General features: G+C 67.4%; 23 protein-coding genes. 9 read left to right on the plus strand and 14 right to left on the minus strand.

The genetic code is table 11. From position 1 onward, the window contains the following. Positions 1–8: 8 nt before the first annotated feature. The 6 genes from era to AB0L82_RS20985 form a co-directional block, all read right to left on the minus strand. The gene (era, locus tag AB0L82_RS20960; protein ID WP_364638534.1) at positions 9–950 is read right to left on the minus strand and encodes a GTPase Era; all 942 of its coding nucleotides are present in this window, start codon (positions 948–950) and stop codon (positions 9–11) included. After that, a complete protein-coding gene (locus AB0L82_RS20965; protein WP_364638537.1) occupies positions 947–1,357 on the minus strand; it encodes a cytidine deaminase in 411 nt (136 codons plus the stop codon). Before AB0L82_RS20965 ends, era begins: the two co-directional genes overlap by 4 nt. Next, positions 1,350–2,672, minus strand: a complete 1,323-nt coding sequence (locus AB0L82_RS20970) for a hemolysin family protein (protein ID WP_364638540.1) — start codon at positions 2,670–2,672, stop codon at positions 1,350–1,352. The genes AB0L82_RS20965 and AB0L82_RS20970 overlap by 8 nt, the downstream gene beginning before the upstream one ends. Next, positions 2,669–3,235 carry an rRNA maturation RNase YbeY gene (gene ybeY, locus AB0L82_RS20975; protein WP_364638543.1) on the minus strand — a complete coding sequence of 189 codons (567 nt, stop codon included), beginning with the start codon at positions 3,233–3,235 and terminating at the stop codon, positions 2,669–2,671. The genes AB0L82_RS20970 and ybeY overlap by 4 nt, the downstream gene beginning before the upstream one ends. Before the next feature lie 22 nt (positions 3,236–3,257). Then, complete coding sequence (locus AB0L82_RS20980) at positions 3,258–4,331, minus strand: PhoH family protein (RefSeq protein WP_364640385.1); 1,074 nt, start codon at positions 4,329–4,331, stop codon at positions 3,258–3,260. Positions 4,332–4,501: 170 nt separating this feature from the next. After that, complete coding sequence (locus AB0L82_RS20985) at positions 4,502–5,404, minus strand: LysR family transcriptional regulator (RefSeq protein WP_364638546.1); 903 nt, start codon at positions 5,402–5,404, stop codon at positions 4,502–4,504. A gap of 366 nt (positions 5,405–5,770) precedes the next feature. Between AB0L82_RS20985 and AB0L82_RS20990 the strand changes: the two genes are divergently transcribed. After that, the gene (locus AB0L82_RS20990; RefSeq protein WP_364638549.1) at positions 5,771–7,015 is read left to right on the plus strand and encodes an MFS transporter; all 1,245 of its coding nucleotides are present in this window, start codon (positions 5,771–5,773) and stop codon (positions 7,013–7,015) included. Between the two features lie 132 nt (positions 7,016–7,147). On the opposite strand, the gene AB0L82_RS20995 is transcribed toward AB0L82_RS20990, so the two are convergent. From AB0L82_RS20995 to AB0L82_RS21020, 6 genes are all read right to left on the minus strand, one after another. Continuing rightward, positions 7,148–7,888: a 16S rRNA (uracil(1498)-N(3))-methyltransferase gene (locus AB0L82_RS20995; RefSeq protein ID WP_364638552.1), complete on the minus strand. Its 741-nt coding sequence runs from the start codon at positions 7,886–7,888 to the stop codon at positions 7,148–7,150. A gap of 4 nt (positions 7,889–7,892) precedes the next feature. Then, positions 7,893–9,044, minus strand: a complete 1,152-nt coding sequence (gene dnaJ, locus AB0L82_RS21000) for a molecular chaperone DnaJ (protein WP_364638555.1) — start codon at positions 9,042–9,044, stop codon at positions 7,893–7,895. Between the two features lie 36 nt (positions 9,045–9,080). Then, on the minus strand, positions 9,081–10,121 hold the full coding sequence (gene hrcA, locus AB0L82_RS21005) for a heat-inducible transcriptional repressor HrcA (RefSeq protein ID WP_364638557.1): 1,041 nt from the start codon (positions 10,119–10,121) through the stop codon (positions 9,081–9,083). A 145-nt stretch (positions 10,122–10,266) separates the two neighbouring features. Next, positions 10,267–11,460 carry an epoxide hydrolase family protein gene (locus AB0L82_RS21010; RefSeq protein ID WP_364640388.1) on the minus strand — a complete coding sequence of 398 codons (1,194 nt, stop codon included), beginning with the start codon at positions 11,458–11,460 and terminating at the stop codon, positions 10,267–10,269. A 138-nt stretch (positions 11,461–11,598) separates the two neighbouring features. After that, positions 11,599–12,762 (minus strand): radical SAM family heme chaperone HemW, encoded by a 1,164-nt coding sequence (gene hemW, locus AB0L82_RS21015; RefSeq protein ID WP_364640391.1) that lies wholly within the window; start codon positions 12,760–12,762, stop codon positions 11,599–11,601. A 119-nt stretch (positions 12,763–12,881) separates the two neighbouring features. After that, a complete protein-coding gene (locus AB0L82_RS21020) occupies positions 12,882–13,289 on the minus strand; it encodes an SgcJ/EcaC family oxidoreductase (protein ID WP_364638560.1) in 408 nt (135 codons plus the stop codon). Between the two features lie 389 nt (positions 13,290–13,678). Here AB0L82_RS21020 and AB0L82_RS21025 point away from each other — a divergent pair, with 389 nt between their 5' ends. The 5 genes from AB0L82_RS21025 (at position 13,679) to AB0L82_RS21045 (ending at position 19,347) form a co-directional block, all read left to right on the plus strand. Further along, complete coding sequence (locus AB0L82_RS21025; protein WP_364638563.1) at positions 13,679–15,469, plus strand: nitrite/sulfite reductase; 1,791 nt, start codon at positions 13,679–13,681, stop codon at positions 15,467–15,469. A gap of 15 nt (positions 15,470–15,484) precedes the next feature. Then, positions 15,485–16,195: a phosphoadenylyl-sulfate reductase gene (locus AB0L82_RS21030; RefSeq protein ID WP_364638566.1), complete on the plus strand. Its 711-nt coding sequence runs from the start codon at positions 15,485–15,487 to the stop codon at positions 16,193–16,195. Beyond that, positions 16,192–17,100, plus strand: a complete 909-nt coding sequence (cysD, locus tag AB0L82_RS21035) for a sulfate adenylyltransferase subunit CysD (protein ID WP_364638569.1) — start codon at positions 16,192–16,194, stop codon at positions 17,098–17,100. Before AB0L82_RS21030 ends, cysD begins: the two co-directional genes overlap by 4 nt. Then, positions 17,100–18,398 (plus strand): GTP-binding protein, encoded by a 1,299-nt coding sequence (locus AB0L82_RS21040; protein WP_364638572.1) that lies wholly within the window; start codon positions 17,100–17,102, stop codon positions 18,396–18,398. Before cysD ends, AB0L82_RS21040 begins: the two co-directional genes overlap by 1 nt. Before the next feature lie 217 nt (positions 18,399–18,615). Beyond that, the gene (locus AB0L82_RS21045; protein ID WP_364640394.1) at positions 18,616–19,347 is read left to right on the plus strand and encodes a sirohydrochlorin chelatase; all 732 of its coding nucleotides are present in this window, start codon (positions 18,616–18,618) and stop codon (positions 19,345–19,347) included. A 206-nt stretch (positions 19,348–19,553) separates the two neighbouring features. Here AB0L82_RS21045 and AB0L82_RS21050 read toward each other — a convergent pair whose 3' ends face one another. Next, on the minus strand, positions 19,554–19,772 hold the full coding sequence (locus AB0L82_RS21050; protein ID WP_364638575.1) for a hypothetical protein: 219 nt from the start codon (positions 19,770–19,772) through the stop codon (positions 19,554–19,556). A 181-nt stretch (positions 19,773–19,953) separates the two neighbouring features. Between AB0L82_RS21050 and AB0L82_RS21055 the strand changes: the two genes are divergently transcribed. From AB0L82_RS21055 to AB0L82_RS21065, 3 genes are all read left to right on the plus strand, one after another. Beyond that, complete coding sequence (locus tag AB0L82_RS21055) at positions 19,954–20,511, plus strand: hypothetical protein (protein ID WP_364638578.1); 558 nt, start codon at positions 19,954–19,956, stop codon at positions 20,509–20,511. A gap of 62 nt (positions 20,512–20,573) precedes the next feature. Next, positions 20,574–21,221, plus strand: a complete 648-nt coding sequence (locus AB0L82_RS21060) for an HAD family hydrolase (protein WP_364638581.1) — start codon at positions 20,574–20,576, stop codon at positions 21,219–21,221. Positions 21,222–21,396: 175 nt separating this feature from the next. Next, the gene (locus tag AB0L82_RS21065; protein WP_364638584.1) at positions 21,397–22,158 is read left to right on the plus strand and encodes a glucose 1-dehydrogenase; all 762 of its coding nucleotides are present in this window, start codon (positions 21,397–21,399) and stop codon (positions 22,156–22,158) included. A 783-nt stretch (positions 22,159–22,941) separates the two neighbouring features. Here the strand turns inward: AB0L82_RS21065 and AB0L82_RS21070 are convergent. After that, entirely contained in the window at positions 22,942–25,356 is a 2,415-nt protein-coding gene (locus AB0L82_RS21070) for an Hsp70 family protein (protein ID WP_364638587.1), read from the minus strand. Positions 25,357–25,815 lie beyond the last annotated feature (459 nt).

Raw genomic sequence — 25,815 nt, forward strand, 5'->3', positions numbered from 1 at the left:
AGCCGATGTCAGAAGCCCAAGCGGCCCAGCTGTTTCGGGTCGCGCTGCCAGTCCTTCGCCACCTTCACATGCAGGTGCAGGTAGATGCGGGTGCCGAGGATCTTCTCGATCTGCTTGCGAGCGCTGGTGCCGACCTCTTTGAGGCGGGCGCCGCCCTTGCCGATGATGATGGCCTTCTGGCTGGGGCGTTCCACGTAGAGCAGGGCGTGCACGTCGAGCATGCCCTCGTGGGTGCGGGTGCCCTCGGTGGCGGTGTCCTCGTTCTCCTCGCGCTCGAGGATGTCCTCGATGACGACCGCGAGGGAATGCGGGAGTTCGTTGTCCAGGCCCTCGAGCGCGGCTTCGCGAATGAGCTCGGCCATGAGGGTTTCCTCGGGCTCATCGGTGAGTTCGCCGTCCGGATAGAAGGCCGGGCCCTCGGGCATCTGCGAGGCGATGACGTCGATCAACGTCTCGACCTGCTCACCCTTGACCGCGGAGACCGGCACCAGTTCGGCTTCGGGGCCGAGCAGCGCGGATACCGCCATGAGCTGATGCGCGATGGCGTCCCGGCTCACCTTGTCGATCTTGGTGACCACACCCAGCAGCTTGGTCTTGGGGGCCATCAACTTGATCTGCTCGACGATCCACCGGTCACCCGGGCCGATCTTCTCATCCGCCGGAATGCAGATGGCGATCACGTCGACCTCGGAATAGGTATCGCGCACCAGGTCATTGAGCCGCTGTCCGAGCAGCGTGCGCGGCCGGTGCAGACCGGGGGTGTCCACCAGGATCAGCTGCGCGTGCTCACGATGCACGATGCCGCGAATGGTGTGCCGGGTGGTCTGCGGGCGCGAGGAGGTGATGGCGATCTTCTGCCCCACCATGGCATTGGTCAGCGTGGACTTGCCGGTATTCGGCCGTCCCACGAAACATACGAAGCCCGAACGGAATACGTCTTTGCTGCTCATTCGAATACCTCCGACTCGGTTTCCAGATCGAAGCCCTCGGGAATACCGGGCCGGGTAGCCGGGTCACCTTCGACCGGCCCTTCCACTACCTCGAACACCGCGCCCTTGGCATCGGTGAACACGATGCGCGCCGTCGCCGACACCTCACGCACCGCGTGCACGCCGGGATCGGAGAACCGCCCGGCCACCACCACCGCGGCCTCGAAACCCTCTGCGCCACTGGAGATCGCGGCCGCCACCGCGGCCTGCAACGCGGTCAGCTTCAGACTGGCCAGACCGACCTCGCCCGCCGCGTAGGTGCGCCCATCGGTATCCCGGATGGCCGCGCCCGCACCACCGCCGGTGCGGCCCATCGCGCCGCGCGCGAGGATCAACAGTTTGTTGTCCTCGGCGTCCAAGTCAGTCATCGGATTCTCCCTCTTGATGTGCGCCGTCCGGTTTCCCTTCGGCCGCTTCGTTTTTGGCTTTCTCCAGCGGACGGCGCACCACGACCGTGTGCACCCGCACCCGGCCGCGCGCATCCGAACCGCCCTCACCGCGCAGGTGCAAACCGTGGATCACGGCCTTGGAACCCGGCAGCGGGACGCGGCCCAGCGCATGCGCGAGCAGACCGCCGACGGTGTCGACATCCTCATCGTCGATTTCCATATCGAACAACTCGCCCAGGTCCTCGACCGGAAGTCGCGCGGAGACACGGTATTTGCCCGGGCCGATCTGCTCGACGGGCGCGGTCTCATCGGTGTCGTACTCGTCGGCGATCTCACCGACGATCTCCTCCAGCACATCCTCGATGGTGACCAGACCGGCGATACCGCCGTACTCGTCCACCAGCACCGCCATATGATTACGGCGGCGCTGCATCTCATCGAGCAGGGCGTCCAGGGGTTTGGAGTCCGGCATGAAGACGGCCGGGCGCATCACCTCGCGCACCTTCACCTTCTTGGCCCGATCCGCGTACGGCACAAGGTCTTTCAGGTAGACGACGCCGAGAATGTCATCGACGTTCTCACCCACCACCGGAATACGCGAATGACCCGACCGCACCGCCAGCGACATGGCCTGCGCCGCGGTCTTCTCCGCCTCGATCCAGACCATCTCGGTGCGCGGCACCATGACCGCGCGCGCCGTGGTCTCACCGAGTTCGAACACCGACTGGATCATCCGGCGTTCCTCGGCGTCCACCACCCCGCGCTCACCGGCCAGATCGACGACCTCGCGCAATTCGATCTCGGAAGCGAAGGGGCCGTTGCGGAATCCCTTACCCGGGGTGATGGCATTACCGACCAGAATCAGCAGGCGGCTGATCGGGCCGAGCAGCGTGCCGATGGCCTGCAAGGGCAGCGACGCGCCCAGCGCCAGCGAATACGCGTGCTGGCGGCCCAGCGTACGCGGGCCGACCCCGATCACCAGATAGTCGACCAGCACCATGACGGCGGCCGTAACCACCAGTGCCGCAACCTCGTTCAGCCAATCCAGCAGCACCGCCGCCAGCAGCACCGTCGCGGTGATCTCGCACAGCACGCGCAGCAGCACCATGAGATTCACATAGCGCGGGCGATCGGCGATGATCTTTGCCAGCCGAGTCGCGCCGGGGCGTTCGGCACGCACCATATCGTCAACGCGCGCAATGGAAATCGTGTTCAAAGCCGAATCCAGCGCGGCGAACACGCCGCCGGCCGGAACCAGCACTACGGCCAGCAGCAGCAGGACGAACGAATTCACGCGGGATCCAGCGGATCACCGGAATCGGTGAAACCGGTCTTACCCAGCAGCCGGCGATCACGCTCACGATCCCGCTCGGCGATCTCGGCACGCACCTGCGCCTCGCGCAGGCTCTCGTACCAGCCCTCCAGCAGTGAAGCCTGGAGCGCGAACATCTCCTTCTCCTCCTCCGGCTCGGCATGGTCGTAGCCGAGCAGGTGCAGGACGCCGTGCACGGTCAGCAGGGCGAGCTCGTGATCCATGGAATGCCCGGCCTTCTCGGCCTGCTGGGCCGCGAACTCGGGGCAGAGCACGATATCGCCGAGCATGGAAGGGCCGGGCTCGGCGGCATCGGGCCGCCCGCCCGGCTCCAGCTCATCCATGGGGAAGGACATCACATCGGTCGGACCCGGCAGGTCCATCCAGCGCATGTGCAGGTCCGCCATGGTGTCGAGATCGACCAACACCATCGACAGCTCCGCGGCCGAATGGACATCCATCTGACCGATCGCGAAGCGCGCGACGCTGACCAGTTCCTCTTCGGATACTTCGATACCCGATTCGTTGGCGATCTCGATACTCACCCGCTCAGCCTATCGGCCGAGTTCAGTGCCGCCCCTCCCGGCTCGCGGCACGCCGCTGCGCGCGGTTGCCCGGATAGTGCGCCACCTGTGGCCGGGACTCGGCCTCATAGCGGTCATAGGCGTCCACGATCTCACCGACCAGGCGATGCCGCACCACATCCGCGCTGGTGAGCTCGGCGACGTGAATATCGTCGACATCGGCCAGGATCTCGGTCGCGGCCCGCAGCCCCGAACGCGAGCTGCCGGGTAGGTCGACCTGGGTGACGTCACCGGTCACCACGATCTTCGACCCGAAGCCCAGACGCGTCAGGAACATCTTCATCTGCTCGGCGGTGGTGTTCTGCGCCTCGTCGAGAATGATGAACGAATCGTTCAGGCTGCGACCGCGCATATACGCCAGCGGCGCGACCTCGATGACGCCCGCGGCCATGAGCTTGGGAATGGCCTCGGGATCCATCATGTCGTGCAGGGCGTCATAGAGCGGGCGCAGGTACGGATCGATCTTCTCGTTGAGGGTGCCGGGCAGGAAGCCCAGCCGCTCACCCGCCTCGACCGCCGGACGCGTCAGGATGATGCGGGTGACCTGCTTGTTCTGCAGGGCCTGCACCGCCTTGGCCATGGCCAGATACGTCTTACCGGTACCGGCCGGGCCGACACCGAACACGATGGTGTGATGATCGATGGCGTCGACATAGCGCTTCTGGTTCAGCGTCTTCGGGCGAATGGTCTTACCGCGCCGGGACAGGATGTCCAGACTCAGCACCTCCGCCGGGGAATCAGAGGAACCCTCGGTGAGCATGGAGTAGGTGTGCCGCACCGCCTCCGGACTGACCTGGCGATTGCGCGCCGTCAAGGCCACCAGCTGCGCGATGACGCGCTCGGCGAGGGCGATATCGGCGGGCTTGCCGGTGAGGGTGACGGTATTGCCGCGGACGTGGATATCGGCATCGAGGAGTCGCTCGAGTTCACGCAGGTTCTCATCAGCCGAACCCAGGAAACCGAACACCGATTCCGGTGCCAATTCAATGCTGGAGCGAACGGTCCGGCCCGCCGGTCCGGACCCATTGTCGTCGGCGCCGATGCCGACATTGGGGATGTTCTGGTCGCCGATTTTGCCTGGTGTACTCAAAAGTGACTATGGCCTGCTTCCCGGTCTAGAGAGTCACATCTTTGATGGAAGTTTACCGCCGCCCACCGACACCGCCCAGTGAATAAGCCGCTACCGGCAGGCTGACGCGAGACCGCAGCATCGCCGCTGCCTGGGCGTTATCCGCCGCCGGAGCGCTGTTGCGCCCAATCGACGGTGAAATCGCGAAAACGCCGGACCGCGTCCGACGGCGCGCCGCCGGTGCGCCAGATCAGGCCGACCTCGCGAACAGCGTCCGGTTCGGCGAGCGGGATGAGCGCCGCGTCCGGCTGCGGGCCGCCGGTCAGCGGATATTCCAGCGGCACCACCGAAACGCCCAAACCGACCGCCACCAGACCCGCGATGGTGCCGAGATTGCTGCATTCGAACCCGATGCGCGGTCGGAAATCCGCCGCCGCGCACAGCTCGTCGAGCACCTGCCGCATACCGAAGCCCGGATGCATGGCGATGAATTCGGCATCGGCCACCTCGGCCAGCCGCACCTGCCGCCGCGCCGCCAGCCGATGATCCGGCGGCACCGCCAGCGCCAGCCGCTGCCGCAGCAGCGGCCGCCACCCGACCCCCGGCCGCTTCGGCCGCGGCGACAACATCCCGAGGTCGGCGCTGCCATCCAGGACCACATCGGTGACGATGTCGGCGGCGTCCTGTTGCAGGGTGAAGGTGATCCGGCCGGACACCCGCCGGAATCCGGCGATCAGCTCCGGCACCACCCGCGCACCCAGCGAATGCTGGAAAGCCAGCCGCACAACGCCTTTCGCCGGATGCGCCAGATCCGCGAGTTCACGTACGGCGGAGTCGAGCTCGGCCTGCGCGCGCCGCGCGTGCTCGTAGTAGACCCGCCCGAAATCATTGAGCGCCAATCGCTTTCCATAGCGATCGAACAGCCGGACACCCAACCGCGCCTCCAGCCGGGCCAGCATGCGCGACAGCGTCGGCTGCGTCAGATGCAACCGCTCCGCCGCCACCCCGACCCGCTCGAGCTCGGCCAGCGTAATGAACCAGTGCAGATCCTCACCGGCCACGAGCGCACTCCTGAACCGGGCGGACGCGAACAACTCGCTCACGACGCCACAAGCGATCTCGGTCGCCGCGCCCGTTTCCCACCCCGGAGGACGCCGCCCCCTTCGGCTCGGCGCGGGCCATCGCGAACAGAATCCAGCCGGAAGTCACAGCGAACTCCTCCTCTGCCGGTGCGATGTACCGCCGGTTCCGATCCGGAACCCGGAAACCGCGACGAACTCCGCGTGTACGCGGGGTGAGTGGCGAGTGCGGATTGTCACTCGGCATGGTCGGCCTCCCTCCGAATAGCTGTACTAATACCGCAGGTGCATGAAGTAGGACTTGATTATGCATTTCCTTTGGAATCGGGACGCGCTCATGCTCGGATGATGACCGCCACCGTGCTCGATTCCGATGACATCGCGGTGCATGAGCGTCGAATCACGGTCGCGCTCTTCGCCGCCGGGCTGACCACCTTCGCTTCGATGTACAGCGCGCAGGCGCTGCTGCCGAGCCTGTCGATCGCATTCGGAGCGACTCCGGCGCGGGCCGCGCTGGCGGTATCGCTGACCACCGGGCTGCTGGCATTGGCGATCGTGCCGATGAGTGTGCTGTCCGATCGAGTCGGGCGCACCCGCGTGATGATCGGATCGGCCGTGGCGGCCAGCGTCATCGGGCTGTTGCTGCCGTTCAGCCCGACGCTGGAGGTGCTGCTGGCCGGGCGGGCGATACAGGGTGTGGCGCTGGCCGGGGTGCCCGCCGTGGCCATGGGATATCTGGCCGAGGAGATCGGGGCGGCCGGACTGGGGGCGGCCATGGGCGTCTATGTCGCGGGCACCAGCCTGGGCGGATTGACGGGGCGACTCATCCCGGCGTTCACCCTGGAAGTCGGATCGTGGCGCTGGGGCGCGGCAACGATCGCCATCGCCGCGGCGGTATGTGCCGGGATCTTCGTGCGAATGCTGCCGAATTCGCGCCGATTCACCCCTCAGCCACTCCAAACACGCACTGTCGCTGCCGGTTTCGCGGCACACCTGCGGGATCGCACCCTACTGCCGCTATACGGGCTTGCCTTCGTCATGATGGGCGGCTTCGTCTCGCTGTACAACTTCCTCGGCTACCGACTCACTCGCGAACCATTCGGGTTATCCGCTGCCACAGTGGGTTTGGTGTTCGTGCTGTATCTCGCGGGTACGGCCACCGCTGCCGCCTCGGGACGGATGACGGCGCGGCTCGGCCGGTCCCGCGTCATGGGGCTCGGACTACTCGGCATGATCATCGGGCTGCTGCTGACCCTGCCCGACCTCTTGCCGGTCCTCCTCTTCGGTGTACTGCTGTGCACCGCAGGCTTTTTCGCCATTCACGCCGCCGCCAGCAGCTGGGTCGGCGCGGCGGCCAACGGCAATCGCGCGGCGGCGTCCGCCCTGTACATGTGCGCCTACTACCTGGGCAGCTCCATCGCCGGTGGACTGGGCGGGCTGGTCTTCGGCCGTTTCGGCTGGCCCGGCCTGACGGGGTACGTCGCGGCACTGGTCGCGCTCGCAGCCGGTCTGATCGGCACGCTGACAATGCGCTCGCGACCCGCGTCGATCGAATCACCGGTGATCGCAACCGATTCCATGCGGTCCTCGTAGCGCACTCGATCGGGGCGGCAATGATGGCCTCGACCGCGGCATCCGGTGCGAACTCGATGACCGGGCCGGCTCGTTCGCCATCCTGGCCGTGTGGATTCCGGCCACGAACGTGCCGGAACGGCCGGGGGCGCGTTACCAGCGCGGGGTCAGTGCGCCCAATGCGCCGAGAGCCACGGCCGCGGCGGTGGAGGTGCGCAGCACGGTGGGGCCGAGCAGCACGATGTCCGCGCCCGCGTCGGCGAGGGCTGTCAGCTCCGAATCGTCCAGACCGCCTTCGGGGCCGACGATCAGGACCACTTCGGGGACGCCGTCGAACGGCAGATCGGTGAAGCGGCCAGCGCCGGATTCGTGCAGGGCCGCGACGATCGCGCCGTGGGATTTGGCTTCGCGTACCAGGTTCAGCAGGTCGCGGGTGTGGTGCAGGTCGGCGACATCGGGGATGTAGGGGCGGCGGGATTGGCGGGCGGCCTGTTTGGCCGCGGTGCGCCATTTCTCGACGGCCTTGTGCGCCTTGTTCTCCCATTTGGAGACGCAGCGAATGGCCTGCCAGGGGACGATGGCGTCGGCCCCCGCCTCGGTCATGAGTTCGACCGCGAGTTCGGAACGTTCCGATTTGGGCAGTGCCTGGACGACCGTGACCTGCGGGGTCGCCGGTGCGGCGACCCGGCGGTCCAGCACCTTCAGTTCGAGGCGATCCTTTTCGGCCGCGACCACTTCGGAGTCGGCGAGCAGCCCATTGCCGTCGGAGAGCGTGATCGGCTCTCCGACGCGGATGCGGCGGACGGTCGCGGCATGGCGGCCCTCCGGGCCGTCCAGCACGGCCGTGGCACCCGGTTCCGGGATGTCGTCGAGGTAGAAGACGGTGGCGGCCAAGGGATCAGCGTCCGCTGAAGGAGGCGCGCAGGCGGGCGAACAGACCGCTGTTGTGCTCGGACTGCGTGGAGAGCACCTCGGTGCGCTCATTGGGTCGCATGCCCTTGTACTTGCGCAACAGTTCCTGCTGCTTGGAATCCATCTTGGTGGGGATGACGATGTCCAGGTGCGCGATCAGATCACCGCGGGAATTGGCGCGCAGCTTGGGCATACCGTGGCCGCGCAGCACCGAGACCTCGCCGGGCTGGGTGCCCGCGGGAATGGTGAGTTCGACCGGACCGTCCAGGATGGTGTCGATGACGACCGTGGTGCCCAGCGTCGCGTCCACCATGGGCACGCGAATCGTGCAGTGCAGATCATCGCTGTCGCGCACGAAGGTGTCGTGCGGCTGCTCCACGACCTCGACGTACAGATCACCGGCGGGACCGCCACCCGGGCCGACCTCGCCCTGCGCGGCCAGACGCACGCGCATACCGCTGGCCACACCCGCCGGAATCGGCGCGGCGATCTCGCGGCGCGAGCGCACGCGACCGTCGCCGCCGCACTTGCGGCAGGGGTCCGGAATGGTCTCGCCCGCGCCACGGCAGGTGGGGCACGGCCGCGAGGTCATGACCTGACCCAGGAACGACCGCTGTACGGTCTGCACTTCGCCCGCGCCACCGCAGGTTTCGCAGCGCACCGGCTTGGAGTTGCCGTTGGTGCCCGAACCCACGCACACATCGCAGAGGATGGCGGTGTCGACGGTCAGGTGTTTGGTGACACCGACCGCGCACTCCTGTAGCGAGAGCCGGGTGCGCAGCAGCGAATCCGCGCCGGGCTGCACCCGGCCGCGCGGCTTGCGCGGGTTGGACGTGTTCATCCCGCCGAAGAAAGCCTCGAACACATCACCCAGACCGCCGAAGCCCGCACCGGAGAATCCGCCGCCGGCACCGCCGCCGGATTCCAGCGGGTCACCGCCGAGGTCGACGATGCGCCGCTTCTCCGCATCGGTCAGTACCTCGTAGGCCGTCGACACCTCGCGGAAGCGCTCCTGCGCCTCCGGCTCCGGGTTGACGTCGGGATGCAGTTCACGCGCCAGCTTCCGATAGGCGCGCTTGATCTCCTGGTCGGTCGCGTTGCGTGCGACGCCGAGCAGTGCGTAATAGTCCCGTGCCACTTGTGCTCTCTAGTCCTGTTTCGTCTCGCTGGTTGCTCACCGTTCGGAGAGCACCTCACCGATGTACCGGGCCACGGCCGCTACCGAGGCGATGGTCCCCGGATAGTCCATACGCGTCGGGCCCAGCACCCCCATGCCGCCAAGAACGGTACCGGGCATCCCGTATCCGGTGGACACCACCGCCGTTCCACGCATCTGTTCGACCTTGGTCTCCTCCCCGATCTGCACGGTCACGGTACCCGGCTGCTGTGAGGCGGCCAGCAACTTCAGCACGATGACCTGTTCTTCCAGGGCCTCGAGGACTGAACGCAGGGAGCCCGGGAATCCGTTCCCGGCGAAGTCCCCGGCATTGCGGGTGAGGTTCGCGGTGCCGCCCAGCACCAGGCGCTCCTCGGGATGTTCGACGAGGGTTTCCACCAGCACCGTGGAGACGCGGATGAGCACATCGCGCAGCTTGCCGGTGGAGTGCTCGGGTAGTTCGGCGACCGAGGCGGACGCGGAGGCCAGGCGCTTGCCCTCCATGGCCTTGCCGAGCATCGCGCGCAATGCGCCCAGATCGTCATCGCCGACGATATTGCCCAGATCCACCAGACGCTGATCGACGCGCCCGGAATCGGTGATGACCACCAGCAGCAGCCGGGCCGGATTGAGCGCCACGACTTCGATATGGCGGACGGTGGAGGCGCTCACGGTCGGGTACTGCACCATGGCGACCTGACGGGTCAGCTGCGCGAGTAACCGGACACCGCGGCGCAGGACGTCATCGAGGTCGACGCCGCTCTCCAGGAATTCCATGATGGCCCGGCGCTCGGCGTTCGAGAGCGGCTTCACCTCGGAGATGTGATCGACGAACTGCCGATAGCCCTTATCGGTCGGTATCCGCCCCGAGCTGGTGTGCGGCTGGGTGATGTACCCCTCGGCCTCGAGCACCGCCATGTCATTGCGGACGGTGGCACTGGAGACACCCAGATTGTGCCGTTCCACCAGTGTTTTCGAGCCGATCGGCTCCTTGGTCGAAATGTAGTCCGCGACGATCGCCCGCAGGACCTCGAGCCGCCGTTGCTCCGTGGTCGACATTCAGCCCCACCTCCTCGCTCGCCTTCGGGTTCACCGTGCGTGCCGCGATTGGGCCCGTGCGCAGGAGATTCCCGGATCTTCGAAATCCAGTTTAGTTGCCCGTCGGCAAATTGCCCGCGTGCGGTCGGCCGCGCCGGTCGTGTACTCAGCTGCGCAGATCGGCGAAGAACTCGCGGAGGTCGGCGACCAGCAGGTCCGGGGTCTGCATGGCGGCGAAGTGGCCGCCGGTGTCGAATTCGGTCCAGCGCACGATGGTGTTGAGCTGCTCGGCGTAGCGGCGGATGGCCGGGTCGCCGGCGAAATTGGCCACGCCGGTGGGGACGCGGGAGTGGGTGGGGTGCTGCGGGGAATGCAGGGATTCGTAATACATTTGGGCCGATGAGCTGCCGGTATTGGTGAACCAGTAGATGGAGACGTCGGCGAGCATATGGTCGCGGTCGATGCGGTCTTCCAGGGCGCCGCAGGATCCGGTCCAGGCGTGGAACTTCTCCACGATCCAAGCCAGTTGGCCCGCAGGGGAATCCGCCAGGGCGAAGCCGAGGGTGTGCGGGCGGGTGCCCTGGATCTGGTAGTAGCCGCTGCCGTCGGTGAGGAATTCGCCTATGAGCGTGAGCTTTTCGCGCTCCAGTGCGGTGAGGGTGGCGGCATCGTCATCGGGCACCTGACCGTGCGGCATGAAACCCCAGGTGGCGGCATTGACATGGACGCCGAGCACGCGATCGGCGTCGATGCGGCCCAGATCGGGGCCGATGAACGCGCCGTAGTCGCCGCCCTGCACGGCGTAGCGCGGATAGCCCAGGCGGCGCATGAGTTCGGCGTAGGCGCGCGCGGTGCGGATACTGTCCCAGCCGGAATCGGTTGTGGGACCGGAGAATCCGAAATTCGGGTGGGAGGGAATGATCAGATCGAATGCGGGACTGCCGTCCTCGGGGTCGCTGAGCGGTTCGATCACGTCCAGGAATTCCAGCACCGAACCGGGCCAGCCGTGCAACATGATCATCGGCGTCGCACCCGTGCGGTGAGATCGTATGTGCAGGAAATGAATTCGCGCACCATCGATGACCGTCGTGTATTGCGGGTAGGAATTGAGCCGCTTCTCCCACACCTGCCAGTCGAACCGCTGCGCCCAGTACTCGGCGAGCTCGCGCAGATAGTCACCCGGCACCCCGCGCGCCCAGCCGGTGCCGGGAATCTGTGCGGGCCACCGGGTTTGACTCAAGCGCTGCCGGAGATCACGCAGCTGTGCCTGCGAGACCTCGACTTGAAAGGGAACGATGTCCTCGTCGAACGTACTGATAGAGGCCAGGGTAATCCCGCATCCGACCGCTCGTGGCCGAATAAACGGGATCTCCGGAGGACGGGCGAGGCAGCGACCGCGTTCGGCGATCCCGGCGAGCCCGGTGCACCGGAGCGCACAGCGCGCGACGGGCCTGCCCCGCGAATGAGCAACGCGACAGTCAAATGAGCCGCGTGCCGATCAAGTGAGCAGGGTGCGGACGACGGCATCGGCCAGCAGGCGACCGCGATCGGTCAACACCAGCCGGTCGGCGCGCAGTTCGGCCAGACCGTCCGCCACCACGCGCTGTGCCGCCGCCGCACCATCGGCATCCAGATCGCCCAGCGGCAATCCGGTGCGCAGGCGCGCGGTGAGCATGACCCGCTCGGTGTAGCGCTCGGAGTCGGTGAGCCGCTCCCAACCGGCCGCGGGCAGACCACCGAGCGCGACCCGATCCGCATAGCGCGCAGGGTGTTTCACATTCCACCAGCGGACGCCGCCGATATGGCTGTGCGCACCCGGACCCGCGCCGAGCCAATCGCCGCCGTCCCAGTAGCCGAGGTTGTGGCGGCAGCGCGCGGCATCGTTCGCGGCCCAATTGGAGACCTCGTACCAGCCCAGACCGGCGGCTTCGAGGCGCGAATCGATGCGTTCGTAGCGGGCGGCGAGGACATCGTCATCGGGTGCGGGCAGTTCACCACGACGCACCCGGCGAGCCAGCGCCGTGCCGTCCTCGACGATCAGCGAGTAGGCGGAGACGTGATCGACCCCGGCGGTGAGCACCGCGTCCAAGCTGGCATCGAGATCAGCGTCCGTCTCCCCCGGCGTGCCATAGATCAAATCCAGATTGACGTGCTCGAACCCGGCCGCCCGCGCCTCCTGCGCGGCGGCAACCGCTCGCCCCGGAGTGTGCGTGCGGTCCAGCACCTTCAGCACATGCGCGGCCGCGGACTGCATGCCCAGCGAGATCCTGGTGAAGCCACCGTCCAAGAGTCTGGCGAAGAACTCCGGCGAGGTCGATTCCGGATTCGACTCGGTGGTCACCTCGGCCCCCGGCGCGAGCGTGAAGTTGTCCCGAATAGCGGTCAGCACATTCGCGAGCCCGTCCCCGCCGAGCAGCGAGGGCGTGCCCCCGCCAACGAAGATCGTCTCCACGGGCGGCATCGCACTGGGAAAAGCCGCGAATTGCTCAGCAGCAGTTGCCAATTCCCCACGCAGTGCCTCGAACCAGGACTGCGGCGACGCCGAAGTACCCAGCTCCCCCGCCGTATAGGTATTGAAATCGCAGTACCCGCACCGCGTCGCACAGAACGGCACGTGGATATAGATCCCGAACGGCCCGCCCCCGAAGTCCCGCAGCTCCAGCGAAGGCTGATCTGCGGAAACGGTTGGGGCGACACCGACGGAATTCACCTCTCCAGTGTGACCGGTAGCCCAGCTCACACCGCACGCGCCCGGGCACCGCGCCTGAGCCGCGCTACATCTCAGTGGTCAACGACCGGGGTGTTCTGGCAGAAGGTGAGCAGCCAGCGGCCGTCCTCCTTGGTAAGGCCGTAGAGCGGGGTGCCTTCGGAGACGAGTTCGTCATTGTGGGTGAGGTACTGCTGGCGGACCTTGACCACGGCGACATCGGGGCGGACGAAGCGGATGAAGAACGGCTCGTAGGTGGCGTAGCCGTCCTTGGTCGCGCCGGGGAGCACCGCGCGGGTGAATTCGGCGATCTCGTCGCGCCCGTTGAGGAATTTGCCGTGGCCGGTGGTCCAGATGGCGTCGGGGTGGAAGAGGGCGAGGAAGGCGTCGGCGTCCTCGGCGCGCTGTGCGGCGGCGACCTGGGCGACGACGGCGTGGATGGCTGCGGTCTCGGCCGCGGTGTCGAGTTCTACGGTGCTCATGGGTCCAGTTTCGAACCTCGAGTGCGGTGAAGGTCAACCGTCCAAGATCGATAACGCGGCGATCTATGACTGTTGTCACAAACCGGGTGCGCCTACCAGGGGATTTCCCTCCAAAGTCCGGAAAATATCGGCGGACGGTCGGAACAACCCATCTGACATGGCACAATAAGCTCCATGACGGAACTTGGAGTGCGACTCGTGGCCCGGCGCCACGTCGACTTCAAGCGTGTCTGCAGCGCGAGCTGTCTGGCCGGAAGCCTCCGGTAGATCGGCTCCCCCCTTACCCGGATCGACGCCAATTCTGCGGCGTCGAACTCACCGGTTCGCTGATATCGGAGGCGTGAGTCAGCCCCTCTCGCCTGCCCGCAAGACCTTCAGGAGCGACCCCCATGACGTCGAGCACCGACGCCGACAGTTCCGAATCCGCTCGTCCCGCACGCCCCGAACGGCCCGCCGCCGAACGCCGCGTCCGGCCGGACCGCCCCCGCTCGGACGCGCCCGTCGCGCCGCGTGAGCGCACCGGTAAGCCGGTGCGGCGCAAGTCGGAGGGACAGTGGGCGCTCGGCTATCGCGAGCCGCTGAACGCGAACGAGCAGAGCAAGAAGGACGACAACCCGCTCAACGTGCGCGCGCGCATCGAGAACATCTACTCGAAGCAGGGTTTCGCCTCCATCGACAAGAGCGATCTGCGCGGCCGCATGCGCTGGTGGGGTCTGTACACCCAGCGCGAACAGGGCTACGACGGCACCTTCACCGGTGACGAGAACATCGATCTGCTCGAGGCCGAGTACTTCATGATGCGGGTGCGCTGCGACGCCGGCGCGCTCAATGTGCGCCAATTGCGCACGCTCGGACAGATTTCCACCGAGTTCGGCCGCGATACCGCGGATCTGTCCGACCGCGAGAACGTGCAGTACCACTGGATCGAGATCGAGAACGTGCCGGAGATCTGGCGGCGGCTCGAAGAGGTCGGCCTGCAGACCACCGAGGCGTGCGGCGACTGCCCGCGCGTGGTGCTCGGCTCCCCGCTGGCCGGGGAATCGTTCGGTGAGGTGCTCGATCCGACCCCCGCCATCGACGAGATCGTCAAGCGGTACATCGGCAAGAAGGAATACTCCAACCTGCCGCGCAAGTTCAAGACCGCCATCTCGGGCCAGCAGGATGTGGTGCACGAGATCAACGACATCGCGTTCGTCGGTGTCGAACATCCCGAACACGGTCCGGGACTTGACCTTTGGGTCGGCGGCGGCCTGTCCACCAATCCGATGCTGGCGCAGCGCCTGGGCGCGTGGGTGCCCCTGGACGAGGTGCCGGATGTGTGGGAAGCGGTCGTCTCGCTGTACCGCGACTACGGTTACCGCCGCCTGCGCACCAAGGCGCGGATCAAGTTCCTGGTCAAGGACTGGGGCGTGGAGAAGTTCCGCGAAGTGCTCGAGACCGAGTACCTCAAGCGCAAGTTGATCGACGGTCCCGCGCCGGAGAAGCCGGAACGCCCGATCGATCACATCGGTGTGCAGAAGCTGCGTAATGGCTTGAACGCCATCGGTTTCTCCCCCATCGCCGGTCGTGTCTCGGGCACCATCCTGCAGAAGGTCGCCGACGCGGTGGAATCCATCGGCTCGGACCGGATTCGGTTCACCCCGTACCAGAAGCTGATCGTCCTGGACGTCCCCGACGACAAGGTCGAATGGCTCATCGACGAGCTCAAGCCGCTCGGCCTGCACGGGCGTCCGTCGCATTGGCGGCGAAACCTGCTGGCGTGCAGTGGTATCGAGTTCTGCAAGCTGTCCTTCACCGAAACCCGCAAGCGGTCCCAGGTGCTGGCTCCCGAGCTGGAGACCCGCCTCGCCGATATCAACGCCGATCTCGATGTGCCCATCACGGTGAACATCAACGGCTGCCCCAACTCCTGCGGTCGTTCGCAGATCGCCGATATCGGTTTCAAGGGCATGCTCGTCGACGACGGCGCAGGGAATCAGATCGAGGGCTTCCAGGTTCACCTCGGAGGCAGCCTCGGACTCGACAGCGGCTTCGGCCGGAAACTGCGCCAGCACAAGGTGACCAGCACCGAGCTCGGCGATTACATCGAGCGCGTCGTACGCAACTTCGTCAAGAACCGTGACGAGGGTGAGCGTTTCGCGGTGTGGGCTGTCCGCGCCGAAGAGGCAGACCTGCGGTAGTTGGAGGAAACAGCAATGACCACAACGAAACTCGCCGAAGCAGACCTGCGCGCGCTCGCGGAGCAGGGCAATCAGGACCTGGGCCCGAACGCCACCGCGCAGGATCTGCTGCAGTGGACCGAGAAGACCTTCGGCTCCAATTACATTGTCGCGTCCAATATGCAGGACGCGGTGCTGGTGCAGCTGGCCTCGCAGGTGCGACCCGGCGTGGACGTGCTGTTCCTCGATACCGGCTACCACTTCGCCGAGACCATCGGCACGCGTGACGCCGTGGAACTGGTGTACGGCGTGAATATCGTCAATGTGCAGCCGGAAAACACTGTCGCCGAACAGGATCAGCTGCTCGGCAAGGACCTGTTCGCCCGTGACGCCGCCGAATGCTGCCGCCTGCGCAAGGTGGTGCCGCTGACCAAGTCGCTGACCCCGTACAACGCCTGGGTCACCGGCATCCGCCGGGTGGAGGCCCCCACCCGCGCCAACGCGCCCTTGATCTCCTATGACGAGGGCTTCGGCCTGGTGAAGATCAATCCGATTGCCGCCTGGTCCGACGAAGAGATGGCCGCGTACATCGAAGCCAATGGCATCCTCGTCAATCCCCTTGTGGAAGAGGGATATCCGTCCATCGGTTGCGCTCCGTGCACACGGAAGCCGGAACCGGGATCCGATCCGCGAAGCGGCCGCTGGGCCGGCCTCGCCAAGACCGAATGCGGGTTGCACGCCTCATGACTTCAACAGAGACGGAATTCGACACTCTTGCCGCGCTGGAGTCCGAGTCCATCCACATCTTCCGCGAGGTCGCGGGCGAGTTCGAACGGCCGGTGATCCTGTTCTCCGGCGGTAAGGACTCCACCGTCCTGCTGCACCTGGCGCTCAAGGCCTTCTGGCCCGCCAAGCTGCCGTTCGCGCTGCTGCACGTGGACACCGGGCACAATCTGCCCGAGGTCCTCGAATTCCGCGATCACGTGGTCGAGAAGTACGGGCTGCGTTTGCATGTCGCGTCCGTCGAGGAATACCTCGCGGACGGGCGGCTCACCGAACGCCCGGACGGCATCCGCAATCCGCTGCAGACCGTGCCGCTGCTGGACGCCATCAACGAGAACCGCTTCGACGCGGTCTTCGGCGGCGGCCGCCGCGATGAGGAGCGTTCGCGCGCCAAGGAGCGCATCTTCTCGCTGCGCGACGCGTTCGGGCGCTGGGATCCCAAGCGGCAGCGGCCCGAACTGTGGAACCTGTACAACGGCAGGCACGCTCCGGGCGAGCACGTGCGCGTGTTCCCGATCTCCAACTGGACCGAGCTGGATATCTGGCGCTACATCGCCCGCGAGAACGTGGAACTGGCGAACATCTACTACGCGCATGAGCGCCCGGTGTACCAGCGCGACGGCATGTGGATGACCCCCGGCGTCTGGGGCGGCCCGGCCGAAGGTGAGGAGCTGTCGGTGAAGTCGGTGCGCTACCGCACCGTCGGCGACGGATCCACCACCGGCGCAATCATTTCCGATGCGGCCGACAATGCGGCGATTCTCGCCGAGGTCGCCGCCTCCCGGCTCACCGAACGCGGCGCGACCCGCGGCGACGACCGCGTCTCCGAGGCCGCCATGGAAGACCGTAAACGAGAGGGTTACTTCTGATGTCCGACCTACTCAGACTGGCCACCGCCGGCAGTGTCGACGACGGCAAGTCCACCCTGGTCGGACGGTTGCTGTACGACACGAAATCGGTGCTGGCGGACCAGATCGACGCGGTCACCCGCGCCTCGGTCGACAAGGGTCTGGCGACGCCGGACCTGTCGCTGCTGGTGGACGGCTTGCGCGCCGAGCGCGAGCAGGGCATCACCATCGATGTGGCGTACCGCTACTTCGCCACGCCCGCACGGTCTTTCGTGCTCGCCGACACCCCCGGACATGTGCAGTACACCCGGAACACGGTGTCCGGGGCGTCGACCGCGCAGCTGGTGATTCTGCTGGTGGACGCCCGCAAGGGTGTTATCGAGCAGACCCGGCGGCATGCCGCGGTGATGGCGCTGCTGGGTGTGCCGAAGCTGGTGCTGGCCGTGAACAAGATCGACCTGGTCGATGATCCGGCCGGTGTCTTCGCGCGCATCGTCACCGAATTCTCGGAGCTGACAGCCAAATTGGGCTGGGCGGCCGAGGATGTGGTGGAGATTCCGGTGTCCGCGCTGCACGGTGACAACGTCGCCTCGCGGTCGGACAAGACGCCGTACTACACCGGGCCCTCGCTCATCGAGCATCTGGAATCGGTGCCGGTGGATGCCGACAGCACTCGCCACGAGGTGGGTCTGCGCTTCCCCGTGCAGTACGTGATCCGGCCCCGCACGGCCGAATACCCGGATTACCGCGGTTATGCGGGCCAGGTCGCGGCGGGCACCGTGCGCAAGGGCGATGAGGTCGTGGTGCTGCCGTCCGGCACCCGCACCACCGTCGAGCGCATCGACACCCCCAATGGTGAACTCGCCTCCGCACAGCCCGGCCGCAGCGTCACCCTGGTGCTGGCCAATGATGTCGACGTCTCGCGCGGTGACACCATCGTGGCCGCCGACGATGCCCCCGAACCGATCGAATCCTTCGACGCGACGGTCTGCTGGCTCGGCGACAAGCCGCTGCGCCCCGGCGCCCGGCTGCTGCTCAAGCACGGCACCCGCACCACGCAGGCCATCGTCGGCGCGCTCATCGAGCGTTTCGACGAACAGCACCTGTCCGCGGATCCGGCCCCGGAAACGCTGGCGCTCAACGATATCGGCCGCATCTCGATCCGGGTCGCCGACCCGATCGCGGCCGACGACTACAGCGTCAACCGCTACACCGGCAGCTTCCTGCTCATCGACCCGGCGGGCGGCAACACCCTCGCCGCGGGCCTGGTCGGCGACGCCCTGACCAAGGTCGAGGTCGGCACGGAAGCCGGAGCCTGACATGAGTTCGCCCGGCAGCGGCGCGTTCTCGACCGCGCCGCTCCCGGTCACCCTCCGCCACACCACGATTCGGCCGGGATCGGCAGGCGTGACCTCGCTCGATGCCGCCGAGTACCCCGCGACGGCGGAAACCTCCAGCGGAGCAACATCTTCGGCGAGCGCACAGGTGCGACCGTCGGCGAGCACGCGGCCGCTCGGCCTGACCAGGACCAGCGGGATGCGCCCCGCCCTGATCGCTGTCGCGCACGGCAGCCGCGACCCGCGCTCGGCCGCGACCATGTACGCGGTCGTCGAACAACTCGCGGCGGCCCGCCCCGACGTGGATGTACGCCTGGCCTTCCTGGATCTGAACGCCCCCTCGGTCGACCAGGTCGTGGACGCCATTGCCGCCGAAGGCCATTCACACGCGGTAGTGGTCCCCCTCCTGCTCGGCAAAGCATTCCACGCCCGAGTGGATCTCCCCGGAATGCTGGCGGCAGCCCGCAGCCGCCATCCCCGACTACGCCTGACCCAAGCCGACGTGCTGGGCCCGGACCCACGATTGATCACCGCCCTGCGCGACCGTGCCCTGGATCGGCTCGGCGCCGATCCCGTGGGACGCGTAGGCATTGCCGTGGCGGCGGTGGGATCATCCTCCGCGACGGCGAACGCACGCACCGGACAGGTAGCGCGCGACCTTACGGCCCTCACCGGCTGGGATACCGAAATCTGCTTCGCCACAACCGAACCCAGCATCACCGAGGCACAATCCCGCCTGCGCGCCCGCGGCGCGGACCAGATCCTGGTGGCCCCGTGGTTCCTCGCCCCCGGCCTCCTCACCGACCGGCTCTCCGCAGCCGCCGCTCAGCTGCCACACGCCGAAGTCATCGGCGCTCATCCGCTCCTGATCGATACCATCTGCGATCGCTACGCAGCGGCGGCGACAACCGCACTCACCCTCTCCGCCTGATCGGATCGTGTCGCAGAGCGGCCATCATGCTCTCATCGATAGCACTCAGCCGGTCGGTCGAATCCGTGCGGATTCGCGGGTGTGCCGGATCGGCTGGCGCACAGGCGATTCAAGCGGGGCGCGGGCAACCTGCGGGCAGGTAGGCGAATCGGCTCGATGTGGGCTCGGCGCGGTCCGTTCCCACGGTCGAGGGTGCCGCGGTCCTGCTACATGCAGGCGAGGAAGTGGCCCGCGGAGCCGGAGGACTTGGAGCACATGGCGTAGTCGTCGCTGGCGATCGGGGCGGGGTTGGTGGTGCCGGGAGTGACCGAGACGTCGGCCGAGGGAGCGTCGACGAGGGGGATTTCGGCGGAGGCGGTCGCGGCGGAGAGAGCGGCGGCGGCGATGCCCAGGGTGAGGACACTGGCGCGGAGGACGGGACGCATGAGCGGGCTCCTTGTGAAAAGAATTCATTTCATAACAGCAGCTCGCATGCTACCCAGACACATCCACCCGCAACAGGTATAGCGCAGATTCGGCGCGGACGCTGCCGAATGGTCATTCGGACGAGTTCGGATTTGCGCCGCGAATAGTTTAGGCTTTCCTAAGTTAGTGGAAGGTTTGGGCATGCTCGGAGAGATCGGCGTTGGGCGCGCTACCGCGCGGGGACGGGATTCCTGGCAGGCGTTCTGTGGGTACGCGGTGTTGGCCACCGGGGTGCTGGCGGGGGCGGTGTGGATCGCGGGGCATGCGCGGATCAGTCCGGAGGTGCATTTCTGGGGGTTGTCCGTTCATCTCGCTTCGTTGGCGGTGGGGTTCGGGGCGGTGTTGATCGCGGATTCGTACGCGCTGCGCTGGGCGATCGGGCGGGTCACGCTGAGTGAGATGTTGCGGGGGATGAATCGGCTGCATGCGCCGATTTGGGCGGGGCTGGCCGGACTGGTCGGTAGCGGGTGTGTGCTGGAGCCGAATCTCGCGTCGTCCATGACTCGGACCAAGTTGGTGATGGTGCTTGTGTTGACACTCAACGGGATTCAGGCCGCCGCCCTGGCTCGGCGACTGCGGGCGCGCGGGGACGCACCGCTCACCGGGCGGCTGCTCGCATGGGGTGTGGCGACCGGGGTGGTGTCGCAGGTGTGCTGGTGGACCGCGACCGGCATCGGGGTCGTCAACGCGCAGCGCTGAGCTCTCGACCCCGCATCGGGTTCTCCGGCGTGGGGTGTTCGCGCGCCCGATAAGCTGGTCCGATGATCAAGGCAGTGGTGTTCGATGTGGGCGAGACGCTGATCGACGAGACCCGGATCTGGAGCCGATGGGCGGACCGGCTCGGGATTCCGCGGTTCGCGCTGCTCGGGGTGATCGGTGGTATGGCGGCGACGGGGCGACCGCTCACCGACGCGTTCGAACTGCTGCTGCCCGGGGTGGATCTCGATCGCGAACAGGTCAGCTGGGCCACCGATGAACCGGAGAGCCTGCGCAATAACTTCGACGCCAATGATCTGTACCCGGATGTGCGGCGGGCGCTGGGCGAGTTGAAGGCGCGCGGATTGACCGTCATCATCGCCGGAAATCAACCGCCGCAGGCGAAGTCCGCGCTGGAGCGGATGAGCCTGCCGGTGGACGGCATCTACACCTCGGCCGAATGGGATCTGGAGAAGCCCGATCCGAAGTTCTTCCACAAGTGTGCCGAGGTGGCGGGCGTCGAACTCGGCGAGGTCTGCTACGTCGGCGATCGCGTCGACAACGATGTGCTGCCCGCGAACGGGGTCGGCATGATTCCGGTGCTGATTCGGCGTGGGCCGTGGGGTTATCTGCATTCGGAACTGCCGCAGACCTCGTACGGCGTCGTGGTCAACAGCCTGGACGAGTTGGCCGAATTGCTCGCTCCCGCCTGAGTTCTCGCGCTTTCCGCACCTGCCCACCGGGTCTCGGCGATCCGATCGGGGCGGGGCTCCGCGCATTTACATGACGTATCAACCCAAAGGCCGATTCCCGCCAGCCAAGGTATGCCGTTTCTCGTTTACTAGACGTGTCAACAAAAACGGTTCTACCGCAAAAGGAATGGTCATCATGGGTGCACGCTTCGAGTCCAAGGTTGTTCTGATCACCGGCGCCACCTCCGGAATCGGCGCGGCCGTTGCCCGCCGCATCGCCGCCGAAGGCGGCGCGGTGGTGCTGGGCGCGCGCGGCAAAGAGGTCGGCGATCGCATCGCCGAGGAGATTCGCGCCACCGGGGGCCGCGCCCTGTTCATCCCCACGGATGTCACCGTCGAAGCCGATGTGGCCCGCCTGACCGAGGCCGCCGTCAGCGAATTCGGCCGCCTGGACGGGGCTTTCAACAACGCGGGCGCGATCAATGCCTTCGGCGATATCCAGGACATCGACGAGGCGAGCTGGCGCGCCGATCTGGAACTCAACCTCACCTCGGTGTATTACGGTCTGCGCCACCAGGTTCCGGCGATCGCGGCCTCCGGTGGCGGCGCGATCCTCAATAACGCCTCGAATCTGGGCAAGGTCGGCATGGCCCAGGTCGCGCCCTATGTCATGGCCAAGCACGGCGTCGTCGGCCTGACCCGCGCCGTGGCGCTGGAGGGCGCGCCCAAGCAGGTCCGGGTGAACGCCCTGGCTTCCGGTGCGGTGGACACCCCCGCGTTCCGCAACTCCATGGGCGCGACCCCCGAGGGCGAGGCGGCCATCGCCGCCCTGCATCCGCTCAATCGCATCGCCCAGCCCGAGGAGATCGCCTCGTTCTGCGCGTACCTGCTCAGCGATGAGACGACGTTCATCACCGGTGCGGTGCTGTCCGTCGACGGCGGTTTCACCGCCCGCTGACACGACCGCGCCCACCACCGCGCCCTGGGCACTGACAGCGCGGCGGTGGGCCGGTCGTACTCGACGCCGCGGTGGAGTGTTCGAGGGGTTCACCCCACCCGCGTCGCCGTCTTCTATTGCGGGACTTGGTCTTCGCGGCCGCCGGCGGACAACACGGCGACCGCGATATCAAGCCCATGGAGGTGGCGGCCGACGCTCTCCGCCACCCCCGGAGCCGCGTCGAGCAGCGGTATGCGGCCGGACAGCCGGTGGCCAGCACGTCCACCCGCCGCATCATCGCCGCCGCTCGAACGGCCAGGCATCTCGATGGCACTCCACGCCCGCGCGAATCGCTGTGCCGCACAAGCCCGATGCGCACACTCCCCGGCAAAACACTCCCGCGCGGAACCGCGCCGCCCCGAATCCCGCTCCGCCAGCGGACGAATCGCTCCCGAACGCGACAGCTGTGAATCAGCCGACGACCGCCACACGTGCCGCCAAGCCGCCGCATCTTCCGCCGCCCGCCCTGCTCCGGGAGCCACCGCCCACGACACCGTCCCAGGGCGAACCGTCGCCGGGGCAAACTCGCCCGCAGCAGGGGGCAAGTCGGTTCGGTAGACGAGCAGTGGGTTAGCGACGTCGGCCACCCCCGCCGTCACTGTGGCCGCCACCGGCACTCGTACCGCCGGCTCGAATCGATCGGCGTAGTGGGTACGTCGCGAGTCGGCGATGACCGCCACTCCCGATGCTTCCGCGACCGCCATGGCAGCCTGGGGCGGGCCGGTTCGGTACGTGCGCTGTGGGTTAGCGATGGCCGCCACCCCCGCCGCCTCCGCCGCCACCGTGGCCGCCTCCGCCGCCCGCTCCCCCGCCGCCGCCCATACCGCCGCCGCCCATGCCACCACCGGCGCCCGCACCGCCGCCGGGAGAACCGCCGCCTGCGCGGCTGCCGCCGCCCGAGGGTGAACCGCCTTGTGCGCCACCGGCACCGGCTCTGGAACCAGCTCCTGCGCCTGCGCTACTCGCGCCACCGCCGCCACCGGCTCCGGCACCAGCGCCGCCACCGGCTCCAGCGCCACCGCCGGCTCCGGCACCCGCACCGCCGCCAGCGCCCGCACCACCACCGGCACCAGCGCCAGCGCCACCGCCAGCTCCGGCACCACCACCGGCACCAGCTCCGCCACCGCCGCCCGCTCCGGCGCTGCCACCGGCTCCAGCTCCGGCGCTGCCACCGGCTCCCGCTCCGGCTCCGCCTGCGCCGCCACCCGCACCACCGGCTCCGGCACCGGTTCCAGCGCCAGCACCGGCTCCCGAGCCACCGGTTCCGGCTCCGGCCCCGGCGCCACCCGTACCCGCACCGGCACCACCGCCCGAGGTGTCGCCGCCGCCGGAAGTTGTTCCGCCACTGGGTGTTCCGCCGGTGCCCGCGGTGCCGCCGGGGCTCGTCGTTCCGCCGCCCGTGGTGCCGCCGGGGGTTGATCCGCTACCGGCGGGGTCGCCCGTGGTGCTGCCGCCCGGGGTGGTTTCTCCGCCCGGACCCGTGGTTGATCCGCCGGGTGTGGTCTCGCCGCCGGGACCCGTGGTGGAACCGCCCGGGGTGGTTTGGCCGCCATTGCCGCCGCCCGCGTTCTCGCCGGGAGAGGTTCCGCCACCAGGGGTGGTTCCGCCCGGAGTCGTGCCGCCGGGGGTTGTGCCGCCAGGGGTCGTGCTGCCCGGAGTTGTGCCGCCGGGCGCTGTTCCGCCCGGTGCGGTACCGGGGGTGCTCGCGGGGTCTCCGGTCGTCGAGCCGGGGGTCGCGGGTGCACCCGGAGTGCCGGGAGTTGTTGCGCCGGGTGCTGTTCCGGGCGCGGTGCCGGGTGCTCCGGGCAACGTGCGAGGCATGCTGATCGAGGGGATCTGCCCCAGACCGAAGGGCGAGGTCAGCGACTGCGCCGCCAGGAACGGCAGCGGGTTGGTGAACTGCGCCGGATTGGCATAGGTGAGAGAGTTTGCGGCGCTGCGACTTTCGCAGTGCGATCCGGGACGGGTGTCGACCGGACGGCCGCCGGACCAGGCGGGCGTGACCGTCGCCGCGGCCGGGGCGTAATTGCTGATCGCCGCTGCGGTGGTCACCATGTGCACCCGATTGGGCGCGCCGGGCGCGGCGGTGGCGTCTTCCAGGAGCAGTACATCGGCCGCGCCGCGGGTGCCGGAATCGGTGGGTCCGGGCAGGGCTTGCAGGCCGGTGCTCCCGGCGACGGTGCCGCCCAGGACGGTGGCGGCGGACATGGCCAGCGCGGAAGCCACTGCGGCGCCGGAGAATACGGCGGCGCGCGGGGCGTAGCGGCCGATGGCCGAGCCGGTATCGGCGGAGCGGAATGCGGCCAGGGCCGCGCCGACCGCGACGGTATGCGCCGGATCGGGAGACATGATGACGGGGCGGCCCAGATCGCCGAGCACCCGGGCCACTTCGATGGGCCGGGCCGCGCCGCCGATCAGCAGTACACGGTCGATATCGTCCATGGTGAGCCCGGCGCCGTGCACACAGGACCGCACCACCCGTAGTGAATTGCGAATGTGCCAGCTGCGCAATCTATTCGTATCCGCGGCGGGCACCACGGCCGAGACCGGCTGATGCTCACCGGGCGCGATACTGCGTGCGTACCGGGCCAGCAGCGCGCCGAGCGGCCGCCCGCCGAATTCGGTGGAGCGTTCGGCGACACCGAGAATGCCGCGCTCCTCGCGGTCGGCCTCGGTGCGCACCACGGCGACGTCGAGACAGTTGCCGCCCAGGTCATACACGAGAGTGATTCCGGCACTGGAGATTCCGTATTCGGTGTCGAGCCATTCCACCGCCGCGACCGGTTCGGGCATGAGCGCCACATCCGCCGCGCCGGACCAGTCCAGCGCGCGCCGCAGCCGGGTCACATGCTTCTCGGTGTAGCAGGCCGGATAGGTGGTCACCGCGGGGGCTTCGGGCGCATTGGTTTCGATCAGCCCGTTCACCACCGCTGCCACCAGATCGGCCGGTGACCAGATGCGCCCGTTGATCACGACCGGATCCGGATCGGTGGTCAGATCGGCGAAATCGGTGACCACCGGGGCGAATCGAGGAATGCCGCCGATGCGGGGCCCGCCCGCACTGTCGAAGGTGACGGCTGTCCGGCGAACCCGTACGGCGGGCCGGTTACGTTCACCGGCGGCGGTCGCCCATACGGAGTTCACTGTGCCGATGCTCATGCCAAAGCCAACAGTCATTGCTATCCCGTCAACGCACCGTGACCACGGCCTCACAGGCGTACCAACCATGTGGACGCGGTCGTTTTCCAAACAGCGCGTTCAGGTTAGCTGGCACATGCCGGATGTGAATATCGAATCAGGAGAAAAGATTTCGCGTCCAGTAGCGAAGTTGGCGAATCTACTGGTCAGACAGATGTAGCTTCAAGATCGAATCGAACTGGACACCAAGAGAGTTGAAAAATGGTCGTCGTGTGGCAACGACACAGCGAACGCCGAATTCATACCGACCGGTAGGCGATTAGTGTCCGGAAAAGAAAACCGCAGCGTCAGTTTGCGCGCGTGAATTGCCGATCACTGGTCGGTTGCTGTGCCCGAGTTCCCCACTCGCGCAGGCGCACCGACCGCGATTCGACGTCGTTTCGTCTCTACTACCCGAGATGTCGTCCTGGGCAAACGCAG

It is taken from the genome of Nocardia sp. NPDC052001, from assembly GCF_040680615.1.
GTDB lineage: Bacteria > Actinomycetota > Actinomycetes > Mycobacteriales > Mycobacteriaceae > Nocardia.

What these genes read in the sequence shown, in the direction of transcription:
- AB0L82_RS21070 (WP_364638587.1), bottom strand. Translation starts at nt 25,356, where the DNA reads ATGAGCATCGGCACAGTGAACTCCGTATGGGCGACCGCCGCCGGTGAA.
- AB0L82_RS21055 (WP_364638578.1), top strand. Translation starts at nt 19,954, where the DNA reads ATGCTCGGAGAGATCGGCGTTGGGCGCGCTACCGCGCGGGGACGGGAT.
- AB0L82_RS21030 (WP_364638566.1), top strand. Translation starts at nt 15,485, where the DNA reads ATGACCACAACGAAACTCGCCGAAGCAGACCTGCGCGCGCTCGCGGAG.
- AB0L82_RS21020 (WP_364638560.1), bottom strand. Translation starts at nt 13,289, where the DNA reads ATGAGCACCGTAGAACTCGACACCGCGGCCGAGACCGCAGCCATCCAC.
- AB0L82_RS21025 (WP_364638563.1), top strand. Translation starts at nt 13,679, where the DNA reads ATGACGTCGAGCACCGACGCCGACAGTTCCGAATCCGCTCGTCCCGCA.
- AB0L82_RS21040 (WP_364638572.1), top strand. Translation starts at nt 17,100, where the DNA reads ATGTCCGACCTACTCAGACTGGCCACCGCCGGCAGTGTCGACGACGGC.
- AB0L82_RS21045 (WP_364640394.1), top strand. Translation starts at nt 18,616, where the DNA reads ATGCGCCCCGCCCTGATCGCTGTCGCGCACGGCAGCCGCGACCCGCGC.
- AB0L82_RS21050 (WP_364638575.1), bottom strand. Translation starts at nt 19,772, where the DNA reads ATGCGTCCCGTCCTCCGCGCCAGTGTCCTCACCCTGGGCATCGCCGCC.
- cysD (WP_364638569.1), top strand. Translation starts at nt 16,192, where the DNA reads ATGACTTCAACAGAGACGGAATTCGACACTCTTGCCGCGCTGGAGTCC.
- AB0L82_RS20990 (WP_364638549.1), top strand. Translation starts at nt 5,771, where the DNA reads ATGACCGCCACCGTGCTCGATTCCGATGACATCGCGGTGCATGAGCGT.
- era (WP_364638534.1), bottom strand. Translation starts at nt 950, where the DNA reads ATGAGCAGCAAAGACGTATTCCGTTCGGGCTTCGTATGTTTCGTGGGA.
- AB0L82_RS21065 (WP_364638584.1), top strand. Translation starts at nt 21,397, where the DNA reads ATGGGTGCACGCTTCGAGTCCAAGGTTGTTCTGATCACCGGCGCCACC.
- hrcA (WP_364638557.1), bottom strand. Translation starts at nt 10,121, where the DNA reads ATGTCGACCACGGAGCAACGGCGGCTCGAGGTCCTGCGGGCGATCGTC.
- AB0L82_RS21060 (WP_364638581.1), top strand. Translation starts at nt 20,574, where the DNA reads ATGATCAAGGCAGTGGTGTTCGATGTGGGCGAGACGCTGATCGACGAG.
- AB0L82_RS20965 (WP_364638537.1), bottom strand. Translation starts at nt 1,357, where the DNA reads ATGACTGACTTGGACGCCGAGGACAACAAACTGTTGATCCTCGCGCGC.